The following is a 20,162-nucleotide window of genomic DNA, read 5'->3' as shown; positions in this document are numbered from 1 at the left end:
ATATAGTTGAATCCCGAACTATTGAGGATGTCATGAACGCTCGCATGCCTGCCCTGTACATCGGCCACGGTGCGCCGCCGCTGCTCGACGACCCCGTGTGGTCCGGGCAGCTGTCGGCGTGGGCCCGGGACCTGCCCCGCCCGAAGGCGATCCTCATCGTGAGCGCGCACTGGGAGTCCGCGCCGGTGAGCCTGAGTGCGAGCTCGGCCCCGCTCGTCTACGACTTCGGCGGCTTCGCACCGAAGTACTACCAGATGACCTACGAGACGCCGGACGCCTCGGCGCTGGCCCAGCGGGTGGCGGCGATGATGCCGAGCACCGAGCCGGTGCACCAGCACACCTCGCGCGGACTCGACCACGGCGCTTGGGTGCCACTGAAGATCATGTATCCGGAGGCCGACATCCCGGTGCTGCAGATGTCGCTGCCCACCGACGACCCGCAGCGCCTGATGCAGCTCGGCGAGCGGCTGCGCCCGCTGCGCGACGAGGGCGTGCTGATCATCGGCTCGGGCTTCCTGACCCACGGCCTGCCGTTCCTGACGGACTGGAGCATCGACGCGGCCGTCCCGGGCTGGAGCACGGACTTCGACCTCTGGGCGGCCGACGCCCTCACCCGCGGCGACGTCGACCTGCTCTCCGACTACCGGGCGAAGGCCCCCGGCATGCCGTACGCCCACCCGACCGTGGAGCACTACACGCCGCTCTTCGTCACCCTCGGCGCGGCCACGACCGCCGACGACCCGGGCGTCCAGGTGATCGACGGCTACTGGATGGGCCTCTCGAAGCGCTCGCTGCAGGTGGCCTAGTCTCTCGGGGTGCGCGTCCTCTCGATCCAGTCCCACGTCGCCTACGGCCACGTCGGCAACTCCGCCGCCGTCTTCCCCCTCCAGCGCCTCGGCCACGAGGTGTGGCCGGTGCTGACGGTGAACTTCTCCAACCACACCGGGTACGGCGCGTGGCGCGGGCCGCTGATCGCCGCCGACGACGTGCGCGACGTGGTCACCGGCATCGGTGAGCGGGGTGCCTTCGCGACGTGCGACGCGGTGCTCTCCGGCTACCAGGGCTCGCCCGAGATCGCGGACGTGATCGTCGACGCGGTGGCGCGGGTCAAGGCGGCCAACCCCGCCGCGACCTACACCTGCGACCCGGTGATGGGCAACGCGACGTCGGGCTGCTTCGTGAACCCGGCGATCCCGCCGAAGTACCGCTCCACCGTCATCCCGGTGGCCGACGTGCTGACCCCCAACCAGTTCGAGCTCGGCTTCATCACCGACAACGACGCGCTGAGCGGTGCCTCCCCGCTCGAGGACGTCCTGGCGGCCGCCGACGAGGTGCGCGCCCTGGGCCCGGCGACGGTGCTGGTGACGTCGGTGGTCCGCGAGGGTGCACCCGAGGACGTGATCGAGATGCTGGCCGTCACCGGCGAGGGCGCCTGGTTGGTGACCACCCCGCGCCTGCCGATGAAGGCCAACGGGTCGGGCGACATCACCGCCGCCCTGTTCACCGCGCACCTGCACGAGACGGGCTCCGCGGCCGAGGCGCTGGCCCGCACCGCCTCCTCGGTCTTCGCGGTGCTGAAGGAGACCCTCGACTCCGGCGAGCGCGAGCTCCGGCTCATCGCCGCCCAGGACGCGATCGCCTCGCCGGCACGCGAGTTCGAGGTCACCCAGGTCCGCTAGTAGGACTTGCCGTCGGCGTAGCGCTGGCGGCGCCAGGCGCGCCCCCTGCCACGGTTGCGCGCCTTGAACGTCGGCAGCTGCGAGTCGCAGTTGGGGCACACCAGCCGGAGGTTCTCGCGGCGGTTGTTGGCGGAGTCCCCGTCGACGTGGTCGAGGATGAGCCGCAGCTCGCGCCCCTGCCACGTCGTCGGACACCCGCACAGGGCGCAGGCGAACGCCTGCGCCTCCAGCAGGTGGAGCCTGATGTAGTGGCCGGCTCCGCTGCCGGGCTGGGCGATGCCCGTCTCGAGCCACTGGGCGACGTTGCGACGTCGCTCCATGGCCCGTTGGCAGCGGTTGCTGCAGAAGACCTTCTGGTGTCTCTTGGTGAGGGCGGCACCGCATCCGAGGCAGTTCATGTCGGGACCCTATGAAGGGCCACCGACACCGAGCCGCGTGAGAGATTCGAACTCTCGCAACCCAATTTACAAGATTGGTGCTCTACCCCTGAGCTAACGCGGCGTGCTGCGGACAGCCCGGCAATCCTAGTCAGCGGCCGGGCGGCTGGAAGGATGGGCCCCGTGAGCCTCCTCCACCTGCCCCACCACGACGGCTCCCCCCTCTACGTCGCGGACGAGGCCCCCGTGCTCGGCACCACGGTGCCGGTCCGGGTGCGCACGAGCGCCGAGGACCCGGTGCGCGCCGTCTGGCTGCGCACGACGTACGACGCCGAGCCGGTGTACGTCGAGATGCAGCCGGCCGCGGACGGAGCGACCACGTGGTGGGAGGGCGGACTGCTCGTCCACAACCCGGTGACCCACTACCGCTTCCTGCTCGAGCGGCCGGACGGGTCGCAGGAGTGGCTCACCGGAGCAGGCCTCGTGGGCCACGACGGGCCGGACGCCGCCGACTTCCGGCTCGCGGCCCATCCCGCCGCCCCCGACTGGGGTCGCGACGGCGTCGTCTACCAGGTGTTCCCGGACCGCTTCGCCCGGTCGGCGGCAGCCGTCGACCGGCCCAGCCCGGACTGGGCGCTGCCGGCCGCGTGGGACGAGGAGGTGGCCTTCGAGCCCGACGACCCGCGCACCCCGATGCAGCTCTTCGGCGGGGACCTCGACGGCATCACCGAGCACCTCGACCACGTCGCCGAGGTCGGCGCCGACATCCTCTACACGACGCCGGTCTTCCCTGGCGAGAGCAACCACCGCTACAACGCCACGACGTTCACCGAGGTGGACCCGCTCCTGGGTGGCGACGAGGCGTACGCCCGGCTCAGCGGGGCCGTCCACGCCCGCGGCTGGCGGATCCTGGGCGACCTCACCACCAACCACACCGGCGACACCCACGAGTGGTTCCTGGCGGCCGTCGACGACCCGGAGGACCCGCACCGCTCCTTCTACTACTTCGCGGACGACGGCACCTACGCGTGCTGGATGGGCCACGGCACGCTGCCCAAGATCAACCACGCCAACCACGACGTCCGGCACGCGATGGTCGAGGGGCCGCACTCGGTGGTCGGGCGCTGGCTCAGGCCGCCCTACGACGTCGACGGCTGGCGCATCGACGTCGCGAACATGACGGGCCGGCTGGGACCCATCGACGTCGCCCACGAGGTGGCCCGCGCCGCCCGCGCGACGGCCGCCGAGCTGCGCGAGGACCCGTGGGTCATCGGCGAGCACAACCACGACGCCACCGGTGACGTCGACGGGGACGGCTGGCACGGCACGATGAACTACTCCGGCTTCTCGTGGCCGGTGTGGTCCTGGCTGCGCGACCCGGCCTCACCGGCGCGACCGTTCGGTCGGCCGCTGCCCGTCCCGCGGCGCGACGGCGCGACCGTCGTGGAGACCTTCCGTGCGTGGCAGGGCACCCTCGGCTGGCGGGCGACCGCCAACAGCTGGAACATCCTCGGCTCCCACGACTCCGCGCGGATCCGCACGCTCGTCGGCGGCGACGGCGCCCTGCACCGCGTCGCGGCAGGGCTGCAGTTCACCCTGCCCGGCGTCCCGATGATCTTCGCGGGCGACGAGATCGGTCTCGAGGGCGTGACCGGCGAGGACGCGCGTCGCCCCATGCCGTGGGACCGCCCGGAGTCCTGGGACCGCACCACTCTGGCGACGTACGGCGACCTGGCGCGGCTGCGGCGTGCCCGACCGGCGCTGCGCCGCGGCGGCCTGCGCTGGGCGCACGCCGACGCCGACACGATCGCCTACGTCCGCGAGCACGGGTCCGGGTCGGTGCTCGTCGTCGCCCGCCGCGCCGCCGGGCCGGCCGTCGACCTGCCGCTGCCCGCCGGGGTGCACCTGTTCGGCTCGGAGCCGGGGGGCGCCGACCTCGTCGCGGGCGCCGGAGGCGTGCAGGTGCCGGTGGCCGACGGACCCCGGCTCGACGTCTGGGCGCTGGCAGCGGAGTAGCCGCGCAGGTGCTCCCGCCGTCCAGCAGGGACGGATAGTGTCAGCGCATGGCCATGCGGATCGTCGCCAGCCGGCCGGACCCGGCGATCCTCGGCCTGCCGTGGGACACCCCGCTCGAGGAGTGGCCCGACGACGTGGTCGTCCCCCTCCCGCGCGGCCTGTCGCGGCACGTCGTACGGATCGTGCGGCTGCGCGACCGCGTGTACGCCGTGAAGGAGACGCAGGACGAGATCGCCTTCCGCGAGTACCGGATGCTGCGCGACCTGCAGCGGATGGGCATGCCGGCCGTCGTCCCCCAGGGTGTCGTCACCGGCCGCGAGGACGCCGAAGGCGAGGAGCTCCCGGCGGCGCTGATCACCCAGCACCTGCAGTTCTCGCTCCCCTACCGCAGCCTGTTCAGCCGCGGCATGGACGCCGAGCACGTCCCGATCCTCATCGACGCCATCGTCGTGCTGCTGGTGCGGCTGCACCTCGCGGGCTTCTTCTGGGGCGACGTCTCGCTCTCCAACGTGCTGTTCCGCCGCAACGCGGGCGAGTTCGCCGCCTACCTCGTCGACGCCGAGACCGGTGAGCTGCACGAGGCCGTGAGCGACCGGATGCGTGAGTACGACATCACCGTCGGGTGCGAGAACATCTTCGCCGAGCTCATGGACCTCAGCGCGAGCGGCGCGGTGAAGCGACCGATCGACGGCTTCGCGATCGTCGAGCACCTGCGCAACCGCTACGAGGCGCTGTGGCGCGAGCTCACCGACCTCGAGGAGTTCGGGGCCGACGAGATGTGGCGGATCGAGCGGCGCGTGGAACGGCTCAACGACCTGGGCTTCGACGTCGACGAGCTCGACATCGTCACCGACCTCGGCGGCGACACGATCCGGATCCAGCCCAAGGTCGTCGACCTGGGCCACCACTCGCGCGAGATCCAGTCGCTCACCGGGATGACGGTCGAGGACAACCAGGCGCGACGGCTGCTCAACGACCTCGCGTCCTACACCGCGCACTTCGACCTCGGCCGCGAGGACAAGCACCTGGTCGCCAGCCGCTGGATGCACGAGATCTTCGAGCCGATCATGGCGATGATCCCGCCCGACGCGACCGGCAAGCTCGAGCCGGCCGAGATCTTCCACGAGATCCTCGAGCACCGGTGGTACCTCTCCGAGCAGGCCGGCGAGGAGGTCGGCATCCACGAGACCGCGCGCGACTACATCGACCGGTTCCTCACCCGCAAGCCCGACGAGGCGATCACGGGGCAGGAGTGATCGGCGTCCAGTCGCCGACGACCCAGCTGCCGTCCGTGCGCAGCCGGACCAGCTGCAGGCCCACCGGCCGCCCGTCGGCGTAGGTGATCAGGCTGACCTCCGCGTCGCGGCGCGGCTTGCTGCCGACCGCGATGGCGTACGCCGCCCCGCCGGTGGTGCCGTTGGTCCAGGTGTAGCCGGTGGCCCCGTTCTCGCCCTCGACGGCGTCGGGCCCCGAGTGCACGTGGGTGTGGCCGCCGACCACGAGGTCGACGCAGCCGCGGGCGAGCGCCTCGCGGCCGAGGTTGGCGTCGTGGACCAGGATCGTGCTGATCGGCTCGTCGGCGTCGCACGCCGCGTCGGCGACCCGGGACCCGACCTCGGCGAAGCTGAGCCCGGACTCGTCGCGCCAGTTGCCCAGTCCGCTGGAGCGCGGGTCGTCGACGCCCAGCACGGTGCCGCCCCACGGCGCGTCGACGACCTCGCCGTCGAGCATCGTCCACCCCTCGTCGGCCAGGTAGGTGCTCACGAACGTGCCGTGGTCGTGGTTGCCGGCCACGCCGAGCCGCTCCCAGTCCTCGAAGGTGCCGGCCAGGGAGTCGAGGCTGAACGCCTCCCACGGCTGCCCGGTCGAGGTGTCGTCCCCGGCGTCGAGGACCACCGTCGCGCCCGCGGCCTCGCCCACCGCCCGGGCGACGCGGTCCATGCCGATGTTGTCGTGGCGGTCGCTGACCAGGAGGGCCACGGTCTCGTCGTCCTCGGGTTCACGCAGGTCGAGGTCGGCGGCACCCTCGGCCGCCGTGGAGTAGAACTCCCGGCTCCTGTCGTAGGTGTCGATCGCGCTGAGCACCAGCCGCTTGGTCTGCGTCGTGACGGGCCCGGTGCGCACCTCGATGTCGCGGGTCTCCTCCGGCAGCTCGACCTCGGGCCCGGCGAGCTCCGCCAGGGTCTGCCAGGTGCCCTGCTCCTCCTGCGTCTCCTCGTCGGCCTCCCACGGCTGCCAGACCAGCACCGGCAGGCAGAGCAGGAGCGCGAACGCGAGGAGCCCCTGCCGGGTGCGGAGCCCGCGGAACAGCTGGCCGCGCCGGTGCCGGCCCAGCAGCAGGTAGACCGCCACCGGCACGAGCCCCACGCCGAGGCCGCGCAACGCCGCCGAGACAGCCATGTCCACCACGACGTCCCGCACCTTGCCGACCTGCGCCGTCGGGTCGGTGGCGATGAAGGCGTAGCGCTCGACGAGCTCCTCGATGGAGCCGACCTCGGTCTTGCCCAGGCTGAGCGTCACGCCCACCGGTCCGACGTCGCGGAAGCGGAAGTCCGGCAGCAGCGGGCCCGTCTGCACGATCGCGTCGCCACTCAGCGTCGGGCGCACGACGGTGTCGTGCCCCACGAGAACGACCGTGCGGCTGCTGGTCAGGAAGAGGGAGACCGCGACGACGAGGCCGAGCGCCGTGCTCAGGGTGACGAGCACGACGCCGGCGAGGAGCCGGTGCGGCAGGCTCATCCCTCGGCGAGGCGCGCCTGCGAGATCGCGTAGAGGGCGACCGAGGCGGCCACGCCGGCGTTGAGCGACTCGAGCTGGCCGGCCATCGGGATCGACACGATCTGGTCGCACGTCTCGGCCACGAGGCGGCCAAGGCCCTTGCCCTCCGAGCCGACCACGACGACGAGCGGCCCCTCGGCCAGCCCGCCCGGGGCGACCAGCTCGGGCAGCGAGAGGTCCCCATCGGCGGCCAGGCCCACGACCATGCACCCGGCGTCCTGGTAGGCCTTGAGCTGCCGGGTCAGGTTCACCGTCTGGGCGACGGGGAGGCGCGCCGCGGCTCCTGCGCTGGTCTTCCATGCCGAGGCGGTCATGCCCGCGGCCCGCCGCTCCGGGACGAGCACGCCGTGGGCGCCGAAGCCAGCGGCCGAGCGGATGACGGCGCCGAGGTTGCGCGGGTCGGTGACCTGGTCCAGCGCGACGATCAGCGCCGGCTCCTTGTTGTCGCGGGCCCGGTCGAGCAGGTCGTCGGCGTGGGCGTACTCGTAGGCCGGCAGCCGGGCGGCGAGCCCCTGGTGGACGGCGCCGCCGGTCATCCGGTCCATCTCGCTGCGGGTGACCTCGAGCATGGTCAGCCCCCGCTCGGCGGCGAGGCGGAACGCGTCGCGCATCCGGCCGTCGCGCTCGGCGCCCTCGGCGACGTAGATCGCCGCGACCGGCACGCCGGCCTGCAGCAGCTCGACGACGGAGTTGCGGCCCGCGGCCCACTCGGCGTCGGACGTGGTGCGCCGCTTCGGACGCGTCGCCTTCTCCTTCTCCGCACGCTTCGCGGCCTTGTGGGCCTGGTGGTAGGGCCGGTCCTTCGCCTTCGGTGTCGGGCCCCTGCCCTCCAGCCCGCGGCGCACCCGGCCCCCGGAGCCGGCGGTGGGGTTGCCCTTGCCGGACTTCTTGATGGCGCCCTTGCGCTTGGAATTGCCAGCCACGGTCACACGCTCCACTTCGGTCCGGACGGGGTGTCCTCGACCTCGACACCGGCCGCCTTGATCTGGTCACGGATGGCGTCGGCGCGCGCCCAGTCCTTGGCCTCGCGAGCAGCCGCCCGCTCGGCCAGCAGGCCCTGCACCAGGGCGTCGACCACGTCGGTGAGCCGGTCGTCGCCCCGCGTGCCACGCCCCCACGTGGGGTCGGCCGGGTTGAGCCCGAGCACGTCGAGCATCGCGATCACCTCGCCGAACCGCCGGCCCAGCTCGTCGGAGTCACCGGCGGCCAGGAGGCGGTTGCCCTCGCGCACCGCATCGTGGATCACCGCGACCGCGGCCGGGGTGCCGAGGTCGTCGTCCATCGCCTCCACGAAGGCGTCGGGCAGCGCCGCGAACCAGCTGCCGACGGCGGGGGCCGCGCGGTCGAGGAAGTCCTCGATGCGCCGGAACGCCTTGGCCGCCTCGTCCAGGGCCTCGAACGAGAACTCCACGTGCGAGCGGTAGTGGGCCGCGACCATGTAGTAGCGCAGCTCGATCCCGCGCACGCGCTCGAGGACCGACGGGATGAGCAGGGAGTTGCCGAGCGACTTGCTCATCTTCTCTCCGGCCGTGGTGATCCAGGCGTTGTGCAGCCAGTACGACGCGAACGGGCGGCCGGCGGCGCGCGACTGGGCCTGCTCGTTCTCGTGGTGAGGGAAGCGGAGGTCGACGCCGCCGCCGTGGATGTCGAACGCCGGGCCGAGGTACTTGCCCGCCATCGCCGAGCACTCGATGTGCCAGCCCGGGCGACCCGGTCCCCACGGGGAGGGCCAGGCCGCGGTCGAGGGCTCGCTCTCCTTCTTCCACCCCTTCCAGAGGGCGAAGTCGCGTGGGTCCCGCTTGCCGCGGGGGTCCGCGTCGCCGGCGGGCTCCATGTCCTCGACGCGCTGGCGGGTCAGCTCGCCGTACGACGGCCAGCTGCGCACGTCGAAGTAGACGTCGCCGCTGCCGTCATCGGCGGCGTAGGCGTGCCCGCGGGCGACGAGCTGATCGATCAGCTCGATGATCTCCGGGACGTGTCCGGTGGCGCCGGGCTCGTAGGTCGGCGGCAGCACGTTGATCGAGGCGAGGGCCGCGTCGAGCTCGCGCTTCATCGCGCTGGCGAGGGCGTACCAGTGGACGCCCTGCTCGGCCGACTTGGCCAGGATCTTGTCGTCGATGTCGGTGACGTTGCGGATGAAGTCGACGTCGTGGCCGGTCGCCGTCAGCCAGCGCCGGAGCACGTCGAAGTTCACCGCCGAACGCACGTGGCCGACGTGCGGCTCCGACTGCACGGTGAGGCCACACACGTAGATCCCCGCCTTGCCGGGTACGAGTGGGACGAAGTCGCGGGCCTCGCGCGTCGCGGTGTCGTGGAGCCTCAGAGTCACCCGGCAGAGTCTAGGGGCCCTGCGGTCCCGGGCCACCTCGACGGTGACCCGGGACCCTGGCCGGCTCAGCGGGTGGGGGTCACCTCACCCGCAGCCGCGTGGTGTCCCCACCCGGCAGCGTGCCCCGGTCGCCTCCGTAGATGACGGTCACGTCGTAGAGGCCCGCCCTGGCCATCCTGGGGCGCACGGTCGCCCGGCCGTCGTCGAGGGTGGTGAGCACCTCGGCGTGCTTGGCGCCGTCGCGGAGCAGGACGAGCACCAGACCGGTCGGGGTGTGGCCGTCAGCAGCCACCTCCACCCGGATCGTGGCCTTCTGCCCGGCCTTGATCGCCGTCGGCTCCGCGACCGTGACGGCCGGCCTGGACTTGGTCACGACCACGGTGACGGTGCCCTGGGAGGCCGCGTGGGTGGGCGACCCCAGGTAGGCCACGGTCAGCGTGTGCCGCCCGATGTCGAGCGCCTTGGACGCGATCGCGAGGCGAGCCTCGCCGTTCACGAGCGTGGCCGTGGCGAGCCGCCTCGTGCCGTCGCGGAGCTCGACCGTGCCGGTCGCACCGGGCGGCGCGACGGTGACCTGCACCGAGCCCCCCTTGGCCCACTGGATCGTGGTGTCGCGGGCCGAGACCGTGGTCGGCACCTTGGTGACCCGCACCGTCACCGGAGCCTCGCTCGCCGCGTGGCGGGCGTCTCCGAGGTACCTGACGGTCAGCGTGTGCTCACCCGGCGCGAGCGCCTCCGCCGGGACCGCCACGGTGGCGGAGCCGGAGGACAGGGTCGCCTGGCCGAGCCGCGTGGCGCCGTCGTAGAGCTCGACCGACCCCGTGGCCGCGGCGGGCGTCACCGTCACCGACACCGAGCCCTCCTCGCCCCACGTGATGTCGTCGGCCGTGCCGGACACCGTGGACGGCGCCATGACCACGGTCACGGCGACCTCGCCGCTCGAGGGCTTGACCGCGTCGGTGCCCAGGAACTCCAGGGTCAGCGTGTGGCTGCCCACCTCGAGCGCCCCAGCAGGGACCTCGATCGTCGCGGCGTCGCCCGTCAGGGTGCCTTCGCCGATCTTCGTGGTGCCGTCGTAGAGCTCGACCGTGCCACCGTCGGCGGCCGGGGCCACCGTCACCGACACCGAGCCCGCCTGGCCCCAGGTGATGTCGGCGGCCGTGCCGGTCACCGTCGAGTCCGCGCGCTCGTCGACCACCTCGACCGGGATCCGGGCGGTCGTCCCGGTGGCGGCACCGGTGACCGTGAACCAGGTCGTGCCGGCGGGCAGGCCGGCGGGCAGCGTGAAGCTGGCCGAGGCGGTGCCGGGGACGTCGTACGGCGTGGTGGGCAGCGACGTCGCCACCGGGAAGGTGCCGAGGTCGACGCCGCCGCGGGACACGACCACGGACGAGTCGGTCACGTCGGTGACCTCGGCGGACGTGCCGCCACCGGTCATCGACAGCGAGTCGAGCGCCACCGTGACGGTGTCGCCGGCGCCGAAGGGGCCGCCCGTGACGCGAGCTCCGATGCCGTGCTGGGCGTGGTCGACGGCGAGCGGCCCCTCGGCCGTGAACGCCTCGAGGTAGTCGACCGTGGCCTGCAGGTCGGTGAACCCGGTGTCCTGCCTGTCGGTCCCCTCCGTCAGCGCCCGGAAGTTGTCGCCGCCGGATGCGAGGAAGCTGTTCGCCGAGACCGTGTAGGTCCGGGCCGGGTCGATGGCGACGCCGTCGAGCCACATGCCGGTGATCCGGTCGCCCTCCGCGCGGGAGGAGTCCTCGGTCCAGGTGAAGCCCTTCGAGGTGCCCAGTCGCAGGAACGGCCGCGACGGGATGTTGCCGTCGGGGTCGCGCTGCCACTGCTGCTCGAGGAGCAGCTCGAGCTGGGCGCCCGTGAGGTCCACGGTCACCAGCGTGTTCGCGAAGGGCTGGACGTTGGCCGCCTCGCGGTAGGTGACGGGGCCGGGCCCGTCGCCGGTGCCGACGAGGTCGTCGCGCAGGCCGCCCGGGTTCATCACGCCGATGTCGGCGCCGGTCTTCCAGCGCTGGATCTCGGCCACCTGGTTGCCCAGGGTCGACTCGCCACCGCGGTTCTCCACGACCGGGTTGCCCGCGGTCTGGGTGTCGACCCGGCGCGCCCGCTTGAACGGGCCGGCGACCTGGCCGAGCACCTCGGCGCCACGCTCGTCGGCGACCGCGACTGCTGCGTCGACGATGGCCGCGGTGTCGGCGTCCTCGTCGTAGTCCTTCATCGCCAGGACGTGCTGGCGGATGCCCACCAGCTCGGCGGTGCCGGGCGCGAAGTCGAACTCGAGCTGGTTGAGGTAGGCGCCGTACTGGCCGGCGGAGACCACCGGCCGGTCGATCGAGGTCTCGTCGACGTCGACCGCGCAGTTGTACTTCAGGTGGGTGTGCCCGGAGATGATCGCGTCGACGTCGGTGCTCGCGCCGTGGACGATCTGTCCGAAGGTCGAGTCCTCGTCCTCCTTGATCGTCGCGCAGCTCGGGCTCGGTGCCCCTTCGTGCACGAGCTCGATGACCAGGTCGCAGGCCTCGCCGCCACAGCCGTCGGCCTTGAGGGCGGCCGCCGCGGTGTTGACCTCCTCGACGACGTCGGTGATCTCCAGGCCGGCGATGGCGGACGGTGCGACCAGGGAGTCGAGGTCCTCGGTCACCGCGCCGACGAAGCCGACCTTGATGCCGGCACCGCCCGCGAGGGCCGGGAACTCCTTCCACCAGGTCGCGCCGTTGGAGTGCGCGTGGTGGCCGTCGGTCCGGCCGGTGTCGAGGGCGTGCTCGCCGGTCTCCGCGTCGCGGACGTTGGCGGCGATGTAGGGCCAGTCGGCGCCGCCCTCGGGATTGGTCTCGGCGTTGTAGGGCGCCATGATGCGGTCCATCAGGTCGTCGTAGCCCTGGTCGAACTCGTGGTTGCCCGCGGCGGACACCTCGAGGCCGGCCTCGTTCATCGCGTCGATGGTCGGCTTGTCGTTCTGGATGAACGACTCGAACGTCGAGGCGCCGACGATGTCGCCGGCCATGACGAACGCGGTGTGCTCGTTCTCGGCGCGCAGGCCCTTGACCGCGCCCGCCATCGCCGCGGCACCGGCCGAGGCGCTGGACGGGTCGTCGAGGAGCCGACCGTGGAAGTCGTTGGACGCGAGCACCTGGACGGTGTCGACGTCGGCCGGTGCGGAGCTGGTCGGTGCGTCGATGCCGACGATCTCCGGGTTGTGGTCGGAGGACCGGAACGGCATCGCGCCGTCGAAGAGGTCGGCGACGTTGTAGTTGTAGCGGGAGTACTCGTAGTAGATCGGCTCGTTGGCGTTGATCTGCCAGATCGTCTCGCCGGCCACCAGGTCGTGGGCGGCCTCGTTGGCGAAGACGTGGTCGAGCGAGCCGGCGAGCCCGCCGAAGGAGTACGACGTGCTGCCGTCGGCCGGCTCCAGGTTGGTGAACCCGGCGGCCTCGAGGGTGCGGACCGGGTCCTCGGCGCCGTAGGCGTTGTAGTCACCGGTCATGAAGACCGGCGCGATGCCCTTGTCGGAGGAGACGGTGTCCGCGAACTCGGCCAGGGCGCGCGCCTGGCGGACCCGGTCGCCGTTGTAGAACCCGGCGCCGAGACCGGCGTCGGCGTTGTCCGTGCCGGCGACGGTGCTCTCGTCGTCGGGGCCGCCCTTGGACTTGAAGTGGTTGACGATGACGATGAAGCCGTCGTCGCGCGTGCCGTCGACGTGCCGGAAGGCCTGCGCGAGCGGCTCACGCGCGTTGCGCATCGCCGGGGAGTTGAGCAGGATCTGCGAGCGGCCGATGGTCTCGATGACCCGCGGGTTGTAGATGAACGCGTTGCGGATGGCGTCCTGCTCGGCGATCGTCGGCTGTGCCTCGGGGCGCGGGCTGGGAACGTAGGCCCAGCGCGGGCCGAGCGCGGGGTCCTCCGCGGGGTGGTCGGCCGCCCAGTCGGCGTTGAGCGCGGCGACGAGGCGCTTGAGCGGCAGGTCGCGGTCTGCGTAGCCGAGCTTGACCGGGTTCTCGACCTCCTCGAGGCTCATCACGTCCGCGGCCATCGTGTTGATGGCGGCGACCTCCTTGCCCTCCTGCCGCAGCAGGTTGGCCTCGGTGGCGGCACCACGCGGCCCGATGTCGGGCAGGGTCGAGGGCGGGTTGTTGCGCAGGTCGCGCCACGTGCACTCACGGGCGGTGATGCGGTTGCCCTGGCGGTCGGAGTAGTAGGAGCAGCTGCGGTTCGTGCCGATGGCGTCGTTGGGCAGGTCGTCCCAGTCCTGGGCCGGGTGCACGAAGTAGTTGAGCATGTTGAAGGTGGCGATCTTGACGTTGCCGCCCACCTCGTCCGGGGTGGCGTGCTGCGCGCGGTCCTGCTCGATCGCGACCCGGTCGGAGCCGGTGGTGCCGGGCTGGACGCGGGTCTGCGGGTAGACCTTCCACACGCCGTTGCGCCAGTCGAAGACCACCGGCTTCGGGAAGGTCACCGCGGCACCCACGCGCACGGTGTGGGCCTTGGTGAGCCACGGGTAGGCGACGCCGGTGTTGTTGCTGCCGCTGATCGACACCGTGGCGCCGTCGTCCAGGGTGATCCGCTTGGCGAAGTTGTGGTCGACCCGCGCGTCGTACTCGGCGCGCTCGGTGGCCGGGTTGGCCTCCTCGACCGGGATCAGCAGCGGCGTCGTCTCTCCCGCCGCGAGGCCGATCTCGCCGAAGTTGCTCGACGAGTTGCCGTTGAACGGCGCGCCCCAGGGGCTGCCGTCGTAGGAGTCGCTGACGGTGAACGGGGCGGTCGGCTGGAAGATCTCCGACTCGTGCTTCTCGCGCACCGCCGAGAGTGCAGCGCCGGTGAGGCAGTCCGTGGTGGCGCCCTCGCCGACCTCGATGAGGCTGCAGTCGGTGCCGGGGAGCACGGTGCCGGGCGTGACCGCCTCGTCGGCGGTGGCCGGACGCGCGTCGACGAAGGCGCCCTCGGTCACGGTCACCTGGGTGAGGCCGAAGAACTCCGTCACCCGGCCGCTGGCGATGGTGACGTGGTCGCCGATCGCGGGCGGGGAGTAGCTCGGGCTGGAGCCCTGGTAGACGAACAGGCCGTCCGAGGCGTTGGGGGTCGCGTCGTCGGCGGGGTCGTAGCCGGGGGTCTGGATGACGAAGCCGTTGAGGCCGCCGTCGGGGTAGCGGGCGGTGACGACACCCTCGGTCGAGACGTCGGCGGCGGGGCCGGAGACGGCATAGGGCGAGGCGTCGCCCTCGCCCTGGATCTCGGTGATCGTGCGGAACGGCTTCACCGGGACCTCGGACACGGCGATGGTGAACTCGGCGTTCGCGGTCGCACCGGCGGCGTCGGTCGCCGTCGCGGTCACGGCGAAGGTGCCGGTCTCGGTCGGCGTGCCGGAGACCTCGCCGGCGCTGCTCACCGAGACGCCGGCCGGGAGCCCCGTGGCGGTCCAGCTGTAGGGCGATGCGCCGCCGCTGGCCTGCAGGGTGAAGGGCGCGAGCGGCTTGCCGACGTAGCCGGACCTGTCGCCCGGGTCGGTGGCGGCGAGCGGCGCCGGCGCACCGCCGGCGGCGATGGTGATGTTGTCGATGCCGACGTGCTCGTTGCTGCCCGACGCGTTGTCCAGCGTGATCACGCGCAGGAACACGTCGGCCTTGCCGTCGACCGCGGCCGGCAGCGTCGCCGAGACGTGGGTGGAGGTCACCGTGGTGTTGGCTGCCGTGGTCGCGTCGGTGACGTAGGCGGACGGGACGTTGGTGTAGGCGCCGGAGGTGCCGACGCGGTACTGGAGGGCGACGCGCGTGGGCTGGTCGTCGGCGCTGCTGTCGAGGTCCTGGACGTCGTAGTCGACGCTGAAGCCGGCCCGGCCGGTCGTGTCGAGGTGGAACGCGAGCAGCGGGGTCGTCACGCTGCCCGTCGCGCTCAGCGCGACCGTCTTGTTCGCGATGTTGGGGTAGGCCAGGACGCCGCCGTTGGAGTCGCCGTTGGGAGCGGCCGTGCCGGTGCGGACGACGAGGTTGGACGTCAGCGTCCCCTCGGCCGTCAGGGTGCCGACGTCGGTCGTGTTCGGCAGGTTGGACGCCGCGATCGACGTGCCGGTCGTGAAGCCCTCCACCCCCGGGAAGTCGGCCCAGGTGCTGGTGGCGGTGAGCCCCGACCAGTCCTGCGTGTAGGGGAAGGACGAGATCGCGGACGAGACGCTCGCGCTCGCCGGAGCGGTGGGTCCCACCGCCAGCGGAGCGGCGACCAGGGCCGTCAGGGTCGTCAGGTGGAGCGCGGTGCGGAGGGTGCGTGCGGGCAAGGCGGGATCCCTTGGATCTGGGGCCGCAGGAGAACCCGAATTGGCGGCCGTGCGCAGACTAAGCGGCGGCACTGACAAGAGGCCACAAACCTCCCCACAGTCCGTGGGGACATTTTCGTGAACATTGGCCGTAGTGCCACCCGGTCCTGTGACTCGTGTGACGGGTGTGGCCCAGCGGGTTATCGTCGACCGTGCCCAGACGTCTTGCCAGCGCCCTCGCCCTCGCTCTCGTCGGCCTCCTGCTCGCCCACGCTCCCGCCACCGCGGGCGCCGGGGACGCCAGGAAGCGCGCGACGCCGCAGGTCCAGCTCATCTCGTGGGGCAGCTACGCCGAGCTGAAGTCCGGCACCCGCAAGGGCCTCAAGCTCGGCCGCGGCAGCGTCTCGCTGCTCGAGCCCCGGACCCGGACCCTCGCCGGGCGTGCGTACGACGCCGGCACCTGGACCTCGCCGTGGGCGACCCAGCCCTTCGCAGCGACGGCGCTCATCCCCTCCTGGGAGGCCACCACGCCCGGCAGGAGCCTGGTGCGGGTCGAGGTCCGAGGCCGGGCAGCCGACGGCACCACCGGGACGTGGGACACCGTCGCGGACTGGTCGCGCCTGAACAGGCAGCTGCCGCGCACGACGTACTCCGGCCAGCCCGACGACCTCGGCCGGGTGAGCGTCGACACGTGGTACGCCACCACGTCGGTCGCCTCCTGGCAGCTGCGGGTGACCCTCCTGCGCCCGCGGGGCAGCTCCCTCGCCGTCAGCCTCGAGCGCGTGGGCGCCGTGGCCACCGCGGACGCCTCCGCGCCTCGGCCGACGTCGCAGCCCGGCCCCGCGGCGGGCACCGTCCTGCCCGTGCCGGCCTACTCGCAGATGGTCCACTCCGGGCACTACCCGCAGTGGGGCAACGGCGGGGAGGCTTGGTGCTCGGCCGCCTCGACCGCGATGGTGCTCGCCTACCACGGCATCTCTCCGGCCCCCCGCGGGATCGCGCCCGGCCACGCGGACGCGGTCGTCGACCACACCGCGCGGATGGTCTACGACCACGGCTACGACGGCACCGGGAACTGGGCCTTCAACACCGCCTACGCCGCCACCCTCGTCGCCGGCGACTCCTACGTCACCCGGCTGCGCGACCTGCGCGAGGCCGAGGACCACATCGCCGCGGGGGTCCCGCTGGTCATCTCGATCGCCTTCGGTCGCCAGCAGCTCACCGGCGCGCCGATCTCGTCGAGCAACGGGCACCTGCTCGTGGTCGTCGGCTTCGAGGCCGACGGCGACGTCGTGGTCAACGACCCCGCCGGGGCGACCAACGCGGACGTGCGGCGCGTCTACGACCGCGCGCAGCTCGAGCGGCTCTGGATCGCGGCCTCCGGCGGGACGGCGTACGTCATCCGCAACGGCTAGGGGTCAGCTCGCGCTGATCTCGATCGTGTGCAGCCCGGTCGCGCCGTCCGGGTCGGGCGCGCGCACGACGCTGGTCTGGGTGTCTCCGTCACGGCCGATCGCACGCACCCGCACCTCGTGGTCGCCCTCGGGCACGTCGACGGTGACGGCCCACTGCACCCACGTGTCGACCGACGGGACCTCGCCGAGCTCGGCGCGCTGCCACGCGCCGCCGTCGACCTGCACCTCGACCGCGGCGATGCCGGTGTGCTGGTGCCAGGCGACGCCGCCGATCGAGACCGGCCCGGCCTCGACGTCGTCGCCCGAGCGCGGGACGTCGATGCGCGAGGCGATCTTGACCGGCCCCTCGGCCGACCAGCCCTTGGTGGTCCAGTAGCCGACGGCCTTCTCGAAGGTCGTCACCTCGAGGTCGACGACCCACTTCGTGGCCGAGACGTAGCCGTAGAGCCCCGGCACGACGGTGCGCACGGGGAAGCCGTGCTCGATCGGCAGCGGGCGGCCATTCATCGCGACCGCCAGCATCGCGTCGCGCTCGTCGGTGAGGACCTCCAGCGGCGTCGCGCAGAACCAGCCGTCGTGGGAGGTCTGCAGCACGCAGTCGGCCTCGTCGCTGATCCCGAGCCCGCTCAGGAGCGGCGCGAGGCGTACGCCGCTCCAGCGCGCGTTGCCGACCAGCCCGCCGCCCACCTCGTTGCTGACGCAGCTGAGGGTGATCCACGACTCCGTCATCGGCCGCGCGACCAGCTCCGAGAAGGTCAGCTCGATCTCGCGCTCGACCAGCCCGTGGATGCGCAGCGTCCAGTCCTCGGGCTCGATGGTGGGCTTCGCGATGGTGGTGTCGATCAGGTAGAAGTCCTCGTTGGGTGTCTGCCACGGCGACACCCCGGCCAGCCCGAGCGAGGTGGCGGCGGGCGCCTGGCGGCGGGTGACCCCCGGGATGCGGAGGAGCCGGCGGCTGACCTCGACGTGCCGGCGCCCGGCGCCGACGAACCGACCGGCGACCGCGATGCCCAGCGACGCCACCGAGACGACGCCGGCCACCACGAGGAACACCCGCCGCTCGCGCGACCCGAGGTCGGGTCGCCGCTGCTCGCGGCGCAGCGCGTCGGTCAAGGCGGAGTGGACGGTGATCCAGGTCAGCAGCCCGACGACGACCGGCAGGGCGTCGGCCGGGCCCGCGCCGCGCTGCGTCACCACGGCCACGAGCCCGACCGCGGCCAGGAGGGTCCACACCGGGACCGGCAGCCACCACGACGTGCGGGCCAGCAGCCCGGCGACGCCGAAGCACCCCGTCAGGAGCACCACGATCCCGACCACCAGCGCCGGCTTGTCGAGGTGGCCCAGGACCGAGATGGCCCGCTCGGCGACCGCACCCGGCGTCAGCCGGATCACGCCCTCGGCGACGGCGACCACCGGCGACTCGCGGATGGTGAGCACCATGGCCGTGGCGTAGCTGGTGGCGAGCCCGGCCAGGCCGGCGACGATGCCGGCCACGGCCCAGGGCAGGCGGCGAGTGGTCACGGGACCATTGTTGCGAACCCTCGGGCATGATGCCGAGGTGACCTCAGCCCCCACCGGACCGACACCGGGACCCCGCATCGGCATCGGCACCGACGTGCACCGGCTCGTGGCGGGTGTGCCCATGCACCTCGCCGGGCTGGCCTGGCCCGACGAGCCGGCCGGCCTGGAGGGACACTCCGACGCCGACGTGGCCGCGCACGCCGCCTGCGACGCGCTCCTGTCCGCCGCCGGCCTCGGCGACCTGGGCAGCAACTTCGGCACGTCCGAGCCCGAGTGGGCCGGCGCCTCGGGGGCGACCCTGCTGGCGGAGACCGCACGCCGGGTGCGGGCTGCCGGTTGGGAGATCGGCAACGTCGCGGTGCAGGTCGTCGGCAACGTGCCGCGGCTCGGGCCGCGCCGCGAGGAGGCGGTTGCGGCCCTCTCCGAGGCTGTCGGCGCCCCGGTCAGCGTGTCCGCGACGACGACCGACGGGCTCGGCCTCACCGGCCGGGGCGAGGGCGTCGCGGCGATCGCCACGGCGCTGGTCACCGGCTGATGCCGGCTGCCGTCGTCATCCTCGCGGCCGGCTCGGGCAGCCGGGTCGGGGCCGCGGTGAACAAGGTCCTGCTCCCCCTGCGCGACGTGCCGGTCCTGGTCTGGTCGGTGCGCGACGCCCTGGCCCTCGACGACGTACGACGTCTCGTGCTCGTGGTGCGGCCCGAGGACCGGACGGCCGTCGCCGAGGCCGTCGCCCCGCACCTCGGAGACCGCGAGGTGCTCGTGGTCGACGGCGGCGCGACGCGCCACGCCTCCGAGTGGGCCGCCATCCGCGTCCTCGCCGACGACATCACCAGCGGGGACGTCGACGTCGTCGTCGTCCACGACGGCGCCCGCCCGCTGGCCGGTCCGGCCTTGTGGCGGCAGGTCGTCGAGGCCGCCCGGGAGGTCGGTGGGGCGATCCCGGTCGCGCCGGTGACCCACCTGGTCCACACCGACCTGACCCCGGTGGTCGAGGAGGTGGGCGGGGTCCAGACCCCCCAGGCCTTCCGCGCCGGCGAGCTGCTGGCCGCCTACCGCGCCGCAGCCGACGACGCCTTCGAGGCCACCGACACGGCCGGGTGCGTCGCGGCCTACCGGGGGGTCGCGGTCGCCGCGGTGCCGAGCAGCGCGCTCAACCTCAAGGTGACCTTCCCCGAGGACGTCGCCCTGGCGGCGGAGCTCAGCCCGCGGTGAGTGCGTCGAGCACCCGGACGTCCTCGGTCGAGGAGACGCGGCGCCCCTCCGGCGGCGCGGCGAGGGTCGCCACCGGGTGACCGGCGGCGGCGAGCTCGGCCGCCGCCCGCACCAGGTCGACGTCGGGGCGGTCCGCCAGCTCCGCGAGCACGGCCGCGGGGACCACCAGAGGGGAGGTGACCGCGAGCAGCGCGTCGCGGTCGAGCGTCTCGCCGACCAGGGCTCCGGACACCTCCTTGACGGTGTCGGTGACCGGGCGCACGCCCACCACCGGGCGTCCCGTGGACCGGGCCCGCTCCAGGCAGGCGGCGATGAAGGCCGGGGGTGTCATCGGGCAGAGCGCGTCGTGGAGCACGAGGTCCTCGCCGGACTCGACGATCGCCTCCCAGGCGACGGTCGCGTCGACGATGCGCACGCCGGCCTCGCCCAGCGCCCAGGCCGCGCACGCCACCAGCGCCTCGCCGTGGATCAGGGCGAAGGGCAGCGAGCCGCGGCCCTCGTCCAGAACGAGACCGAGGCCCCCGGGATCGTCGTCCCAGGGGCCTCGGTCGGTGTCGTTGCTGCTCAGGAGGCGAGCAC

At 72.9% G+C, this 20,162-nt stretch carries 14 protein-coding genes and 1 tRNA gene; 7 read left to right on the top strand and 8 right to left on the bottom strand.

What is annotated here, in order from left to right:
- The first annotated feature begins 44 nt into the window (after positions 1-44).
- Positions 45-806, top strand: a complete 762-nt coding sequence (locus tag Q9S36_RS45400) for a class III extradiol ring-cleavage dioxygenase (protein ID WP_311291347.1) — start codon at positions 45-47, stop codon at positions 804-806.
- Positions 807-815: 9 nt separating this feature from the next.
- Positions 816-1,679 carry a pyridoxal kinase PdxY gene (gene pdxY / locus Q9S36_RS45395; RefSeq protein ID WP_311291346.1) on the top strand — a complete coding sequence of 288 codons (864 nt, stop codon included), beginning with the start codon at positions 816-818 and terminating at the stop codon, positions 1,677-1,679.
- Here the strand turns inward: pdxY and Q9S36_RS45390 are convergent.
- Together Q9S36_RS45390 and Q9S36_RS45385 are read right to left on the bottom strand one after the other, a co-directional pair.
- The gene (locus Q9S36_RS45390; protein ID WP_311291345.1) at positions 1,676-2,077 is read right to left on the bottom strand and encodes an HNH endonuclease; all 402 of its coding nucleotides are present in this window, start codon (positions 2,075-2,077) and stop codon (positions 1,676-1,678) included. The two genes, pdxY and Q9S36_RS45390, sit on opposite strands and share 4 nt — an antisense overlap.
- A gap of 31 nt (positions 2,078-2,108) precedes the next feature.
- A tRNA-Thr gene (locus tag Q9S36_RS45385) sits at positions 2,109-2,180 on the bottom strand.
- Positions 2,181-2,230: 50 nt separating this feature from the next.
- On the opposite strand from Q9S36_RS45385, the gene Q9S36_RS45380 reads away from it, so the two are divergent.
- Entirely contained in the window at positions 2,231-4,072 is a 1,842-nt protein-coding gene (locus Q9S36_RS45380; RefSeq protein WP_396653971.1) for a glycoside hydrolase family 13 protein, read from the top strand.
- 47 nt (positions 4,073-4,119) lie between these two features.
- Positions 4,120-5,328: a DUF4032 domain-containing protein gene (locus Q9S36_RS45375; protein ID WP_311291343.1), complete on the top strand. Its 1,209-nt coding sequence runs from the start codon at positions 4,120-4,122 to the stop codon at positions 5,326-5,328.
- On the opposite strand, the gene Q9S36_RS45370 is transcribed toward Q9S36_RS45375, so the two are convergent.
- The 4 genes from Q9S36_RS45370 to Q9S36_RS45355 all read right to left on the bottom strand — a co-directional run bounded on the left by Q9S36_RS45370 (position 5,312) and on the right by Q9S36_RS45355 (position 15,456).
- Positions 5,312-6,811, bottom strand: a complete 1,500-nt coding sequence (locus Q9S36_RS45370; RefSeq protein WP_311291342.1) for a hypothetical protein — start codon at positions 6,809-6,811, stop codon at positions 5,312-5,314. The genes Q9S36_RS45375 and Q9S36_RS45370 overlap by 17 nt on opposite strands.
- On the bottom strand, positions 6,808-7,773 hold the full coding sequence (gene rlmB, locus Q9S36_RS45365; protein WP_311291341.1) for a 23S rRNA (guanosine(2251)-2'-O)-methyltransferase RlmB: 966 nt from the start codon (positions 7,771-7,773) through the stop codon (positions 6,808-6,810). Before rlmB ends, Q9S36_RS45370 begins: the two co-directional genes overlap by 4 nt.
- 2 nt (positions 7,774-7,775) lie before the next feature.
- A complete protein-coding gene (gene cysS / locus Q9S36_RS45360; protein ID WP_311291340.1) occupies positions 7,776-9,179 on the bottom strand; it encodes a cysteine--tRNA ligase in 1,404 nt (467 codons plus the stop codon).
- Between the two features lie 79 nt (positions 9,180-9,258).
- Entirely contained in the window at positions 9,259-15,456 is a 6,198-nt protein-coding gene (locus Q9S36_RS45355) for an ExeM/NucH family extracellular endonuclease (RefSeq protein WP_311291339.1), read from the bottom strand.
- A 191-nt stretch (positions 15,457-15,647) separates the two neighbouring features.
- Here Q9S36_RS45355 and Q9S36_RS45350 point away from each other — a divergent pair, with 191 nt between their 5' ends.
- Positions 15,648-16,850: a C39 family peptidase gene (locus Q9S36_RS45350; protein WP_311291338.1), complete on the top strand. Its 1,203-nt coding sequence runs from the start codon at positions 15,648-15,650 to the stop codon at positions 16,848-16,850.
- 3 nt (positions 16,851-16,853) lie between these two features.
- Here Q9S36_RS45350 and Q9S36_RS45345 read toward each other — a convergent pair whose 3' ends face one another.
- On the bottom strand, positions 16,854-18,371 hold the full coding sequence (locus tag Q9S36_RS45345; protein WP_311291337.1) for a molybdopterin-dependent oxidoreductase: 1,518 nt from the start codon (positions 18,369-18,371) through the stop codon (positions 16,854-16,856).
- Between the two features lie 37 nt (positions 18,372-18,408).
- Between Q9S36_RS45345 and ispF the strand changes: the two genes are divergently transcribed.
- Together ispF and Q9S36_RS45335 are read left to right on the top strand one after the other, a co-directional pair.
- Positions 18,409-18,906, top strand: coding sequence for a 2-C-methyl-D-erythritol 2,4-cyclodiphosphate synthase (gene ispF, locus Q9S36_RS45340; RefSeq protein ID WP_311291336.1), 498 nt, complete (start codon positions 18,409-18,411; stop codon positions 18,904-18,906).
- Complete coding sequence (locus Q9S36_RS45335; RefSeq protein ID WP_311291335.1) at positions 18,906-19,583, top strand: 2-C-methyl-D-erythritol 4-phosphate cytidylyltransferase; 678 nt, start codon at positions 18,906-18,908, stop codon at positions 19,581-19,583. Before ispF ends, Q9S36_RS45335 begins: the two co-directional genes overlap by 1 nt.
- On the opposite strand, the gene Q9S36_RS45330 is transcribed toward Q9S36_RS45335, so the two are convergent.
- Positions 19,570-20,162, bottom strand: a 593-nt coding sequence (locus Q9S36_RS45330) for a 2-C-methyl-D-erythritol 4-phosphate cytidylyltransferase (RefSeq protein ID WP_311291334.1), incomplete at its 5' end; no start/stop codon positions are given. The genes Q9S36_RS45335 and Q9S36_RS45330 overlap by 14 nt on opposite strands.

Source organism: Microbacterium sp. ARD31 (assembly GCF_031844425.1).
This window is presented reverse-complemented; position numbering and strand designations above follow the sequence as displayed.

What these genes read in the sequence shown, in the direction of transcription:
- Q9S36_RS45400 (WP_311291347.1), top strand. Translation starts at nt 45, where the DNA reads ATGCCTGCCCTGTACATCGGCCACGGTGCGCCGCCGCTGCTCGACGAC.
- Q9S36_RS45390 (WP_311291345.1), bottom strand. Translation starts at nt 2,077, where the DNA reads ATGAACTGCCTCGGATGCGGTGCCGCCCTCACCAAGAGACACCAGAAG.
- Q9S36_RS45380 (WP_396653971.1), top strand. Translation starts at nt 2,231, where the DNA reads ATGGGCCCCGTGAGCCTCCTCCACCTGCCCCACCACGACGGCTCCCCC.
- Q9S36_RS45375 (WP_311291343.1), top strand. Translation starts at nt 4,120, where the DNA reads ATGGCCATGCGGATCGTCGCCAGCCGGCCGGACCCGGCGATCCTCGGC.
- Q9S36_RS45370 (WP_311291342.1), bottom strand. Translation starts at nt 6,811, where the DNA reads ATGAGCCTGCCGCACCGGCTCCTCGCCGGCGTCGTGCTCGTCACCCTG.
- Q9S36_RS45335 (WP_311291335.1), top strand. Translation starts at nt 18,906, where the DNA reads ATGCCGGCTGCCGTCGTCATCCTCGCGGCCGGCTCGGGCAGCCGGGTC.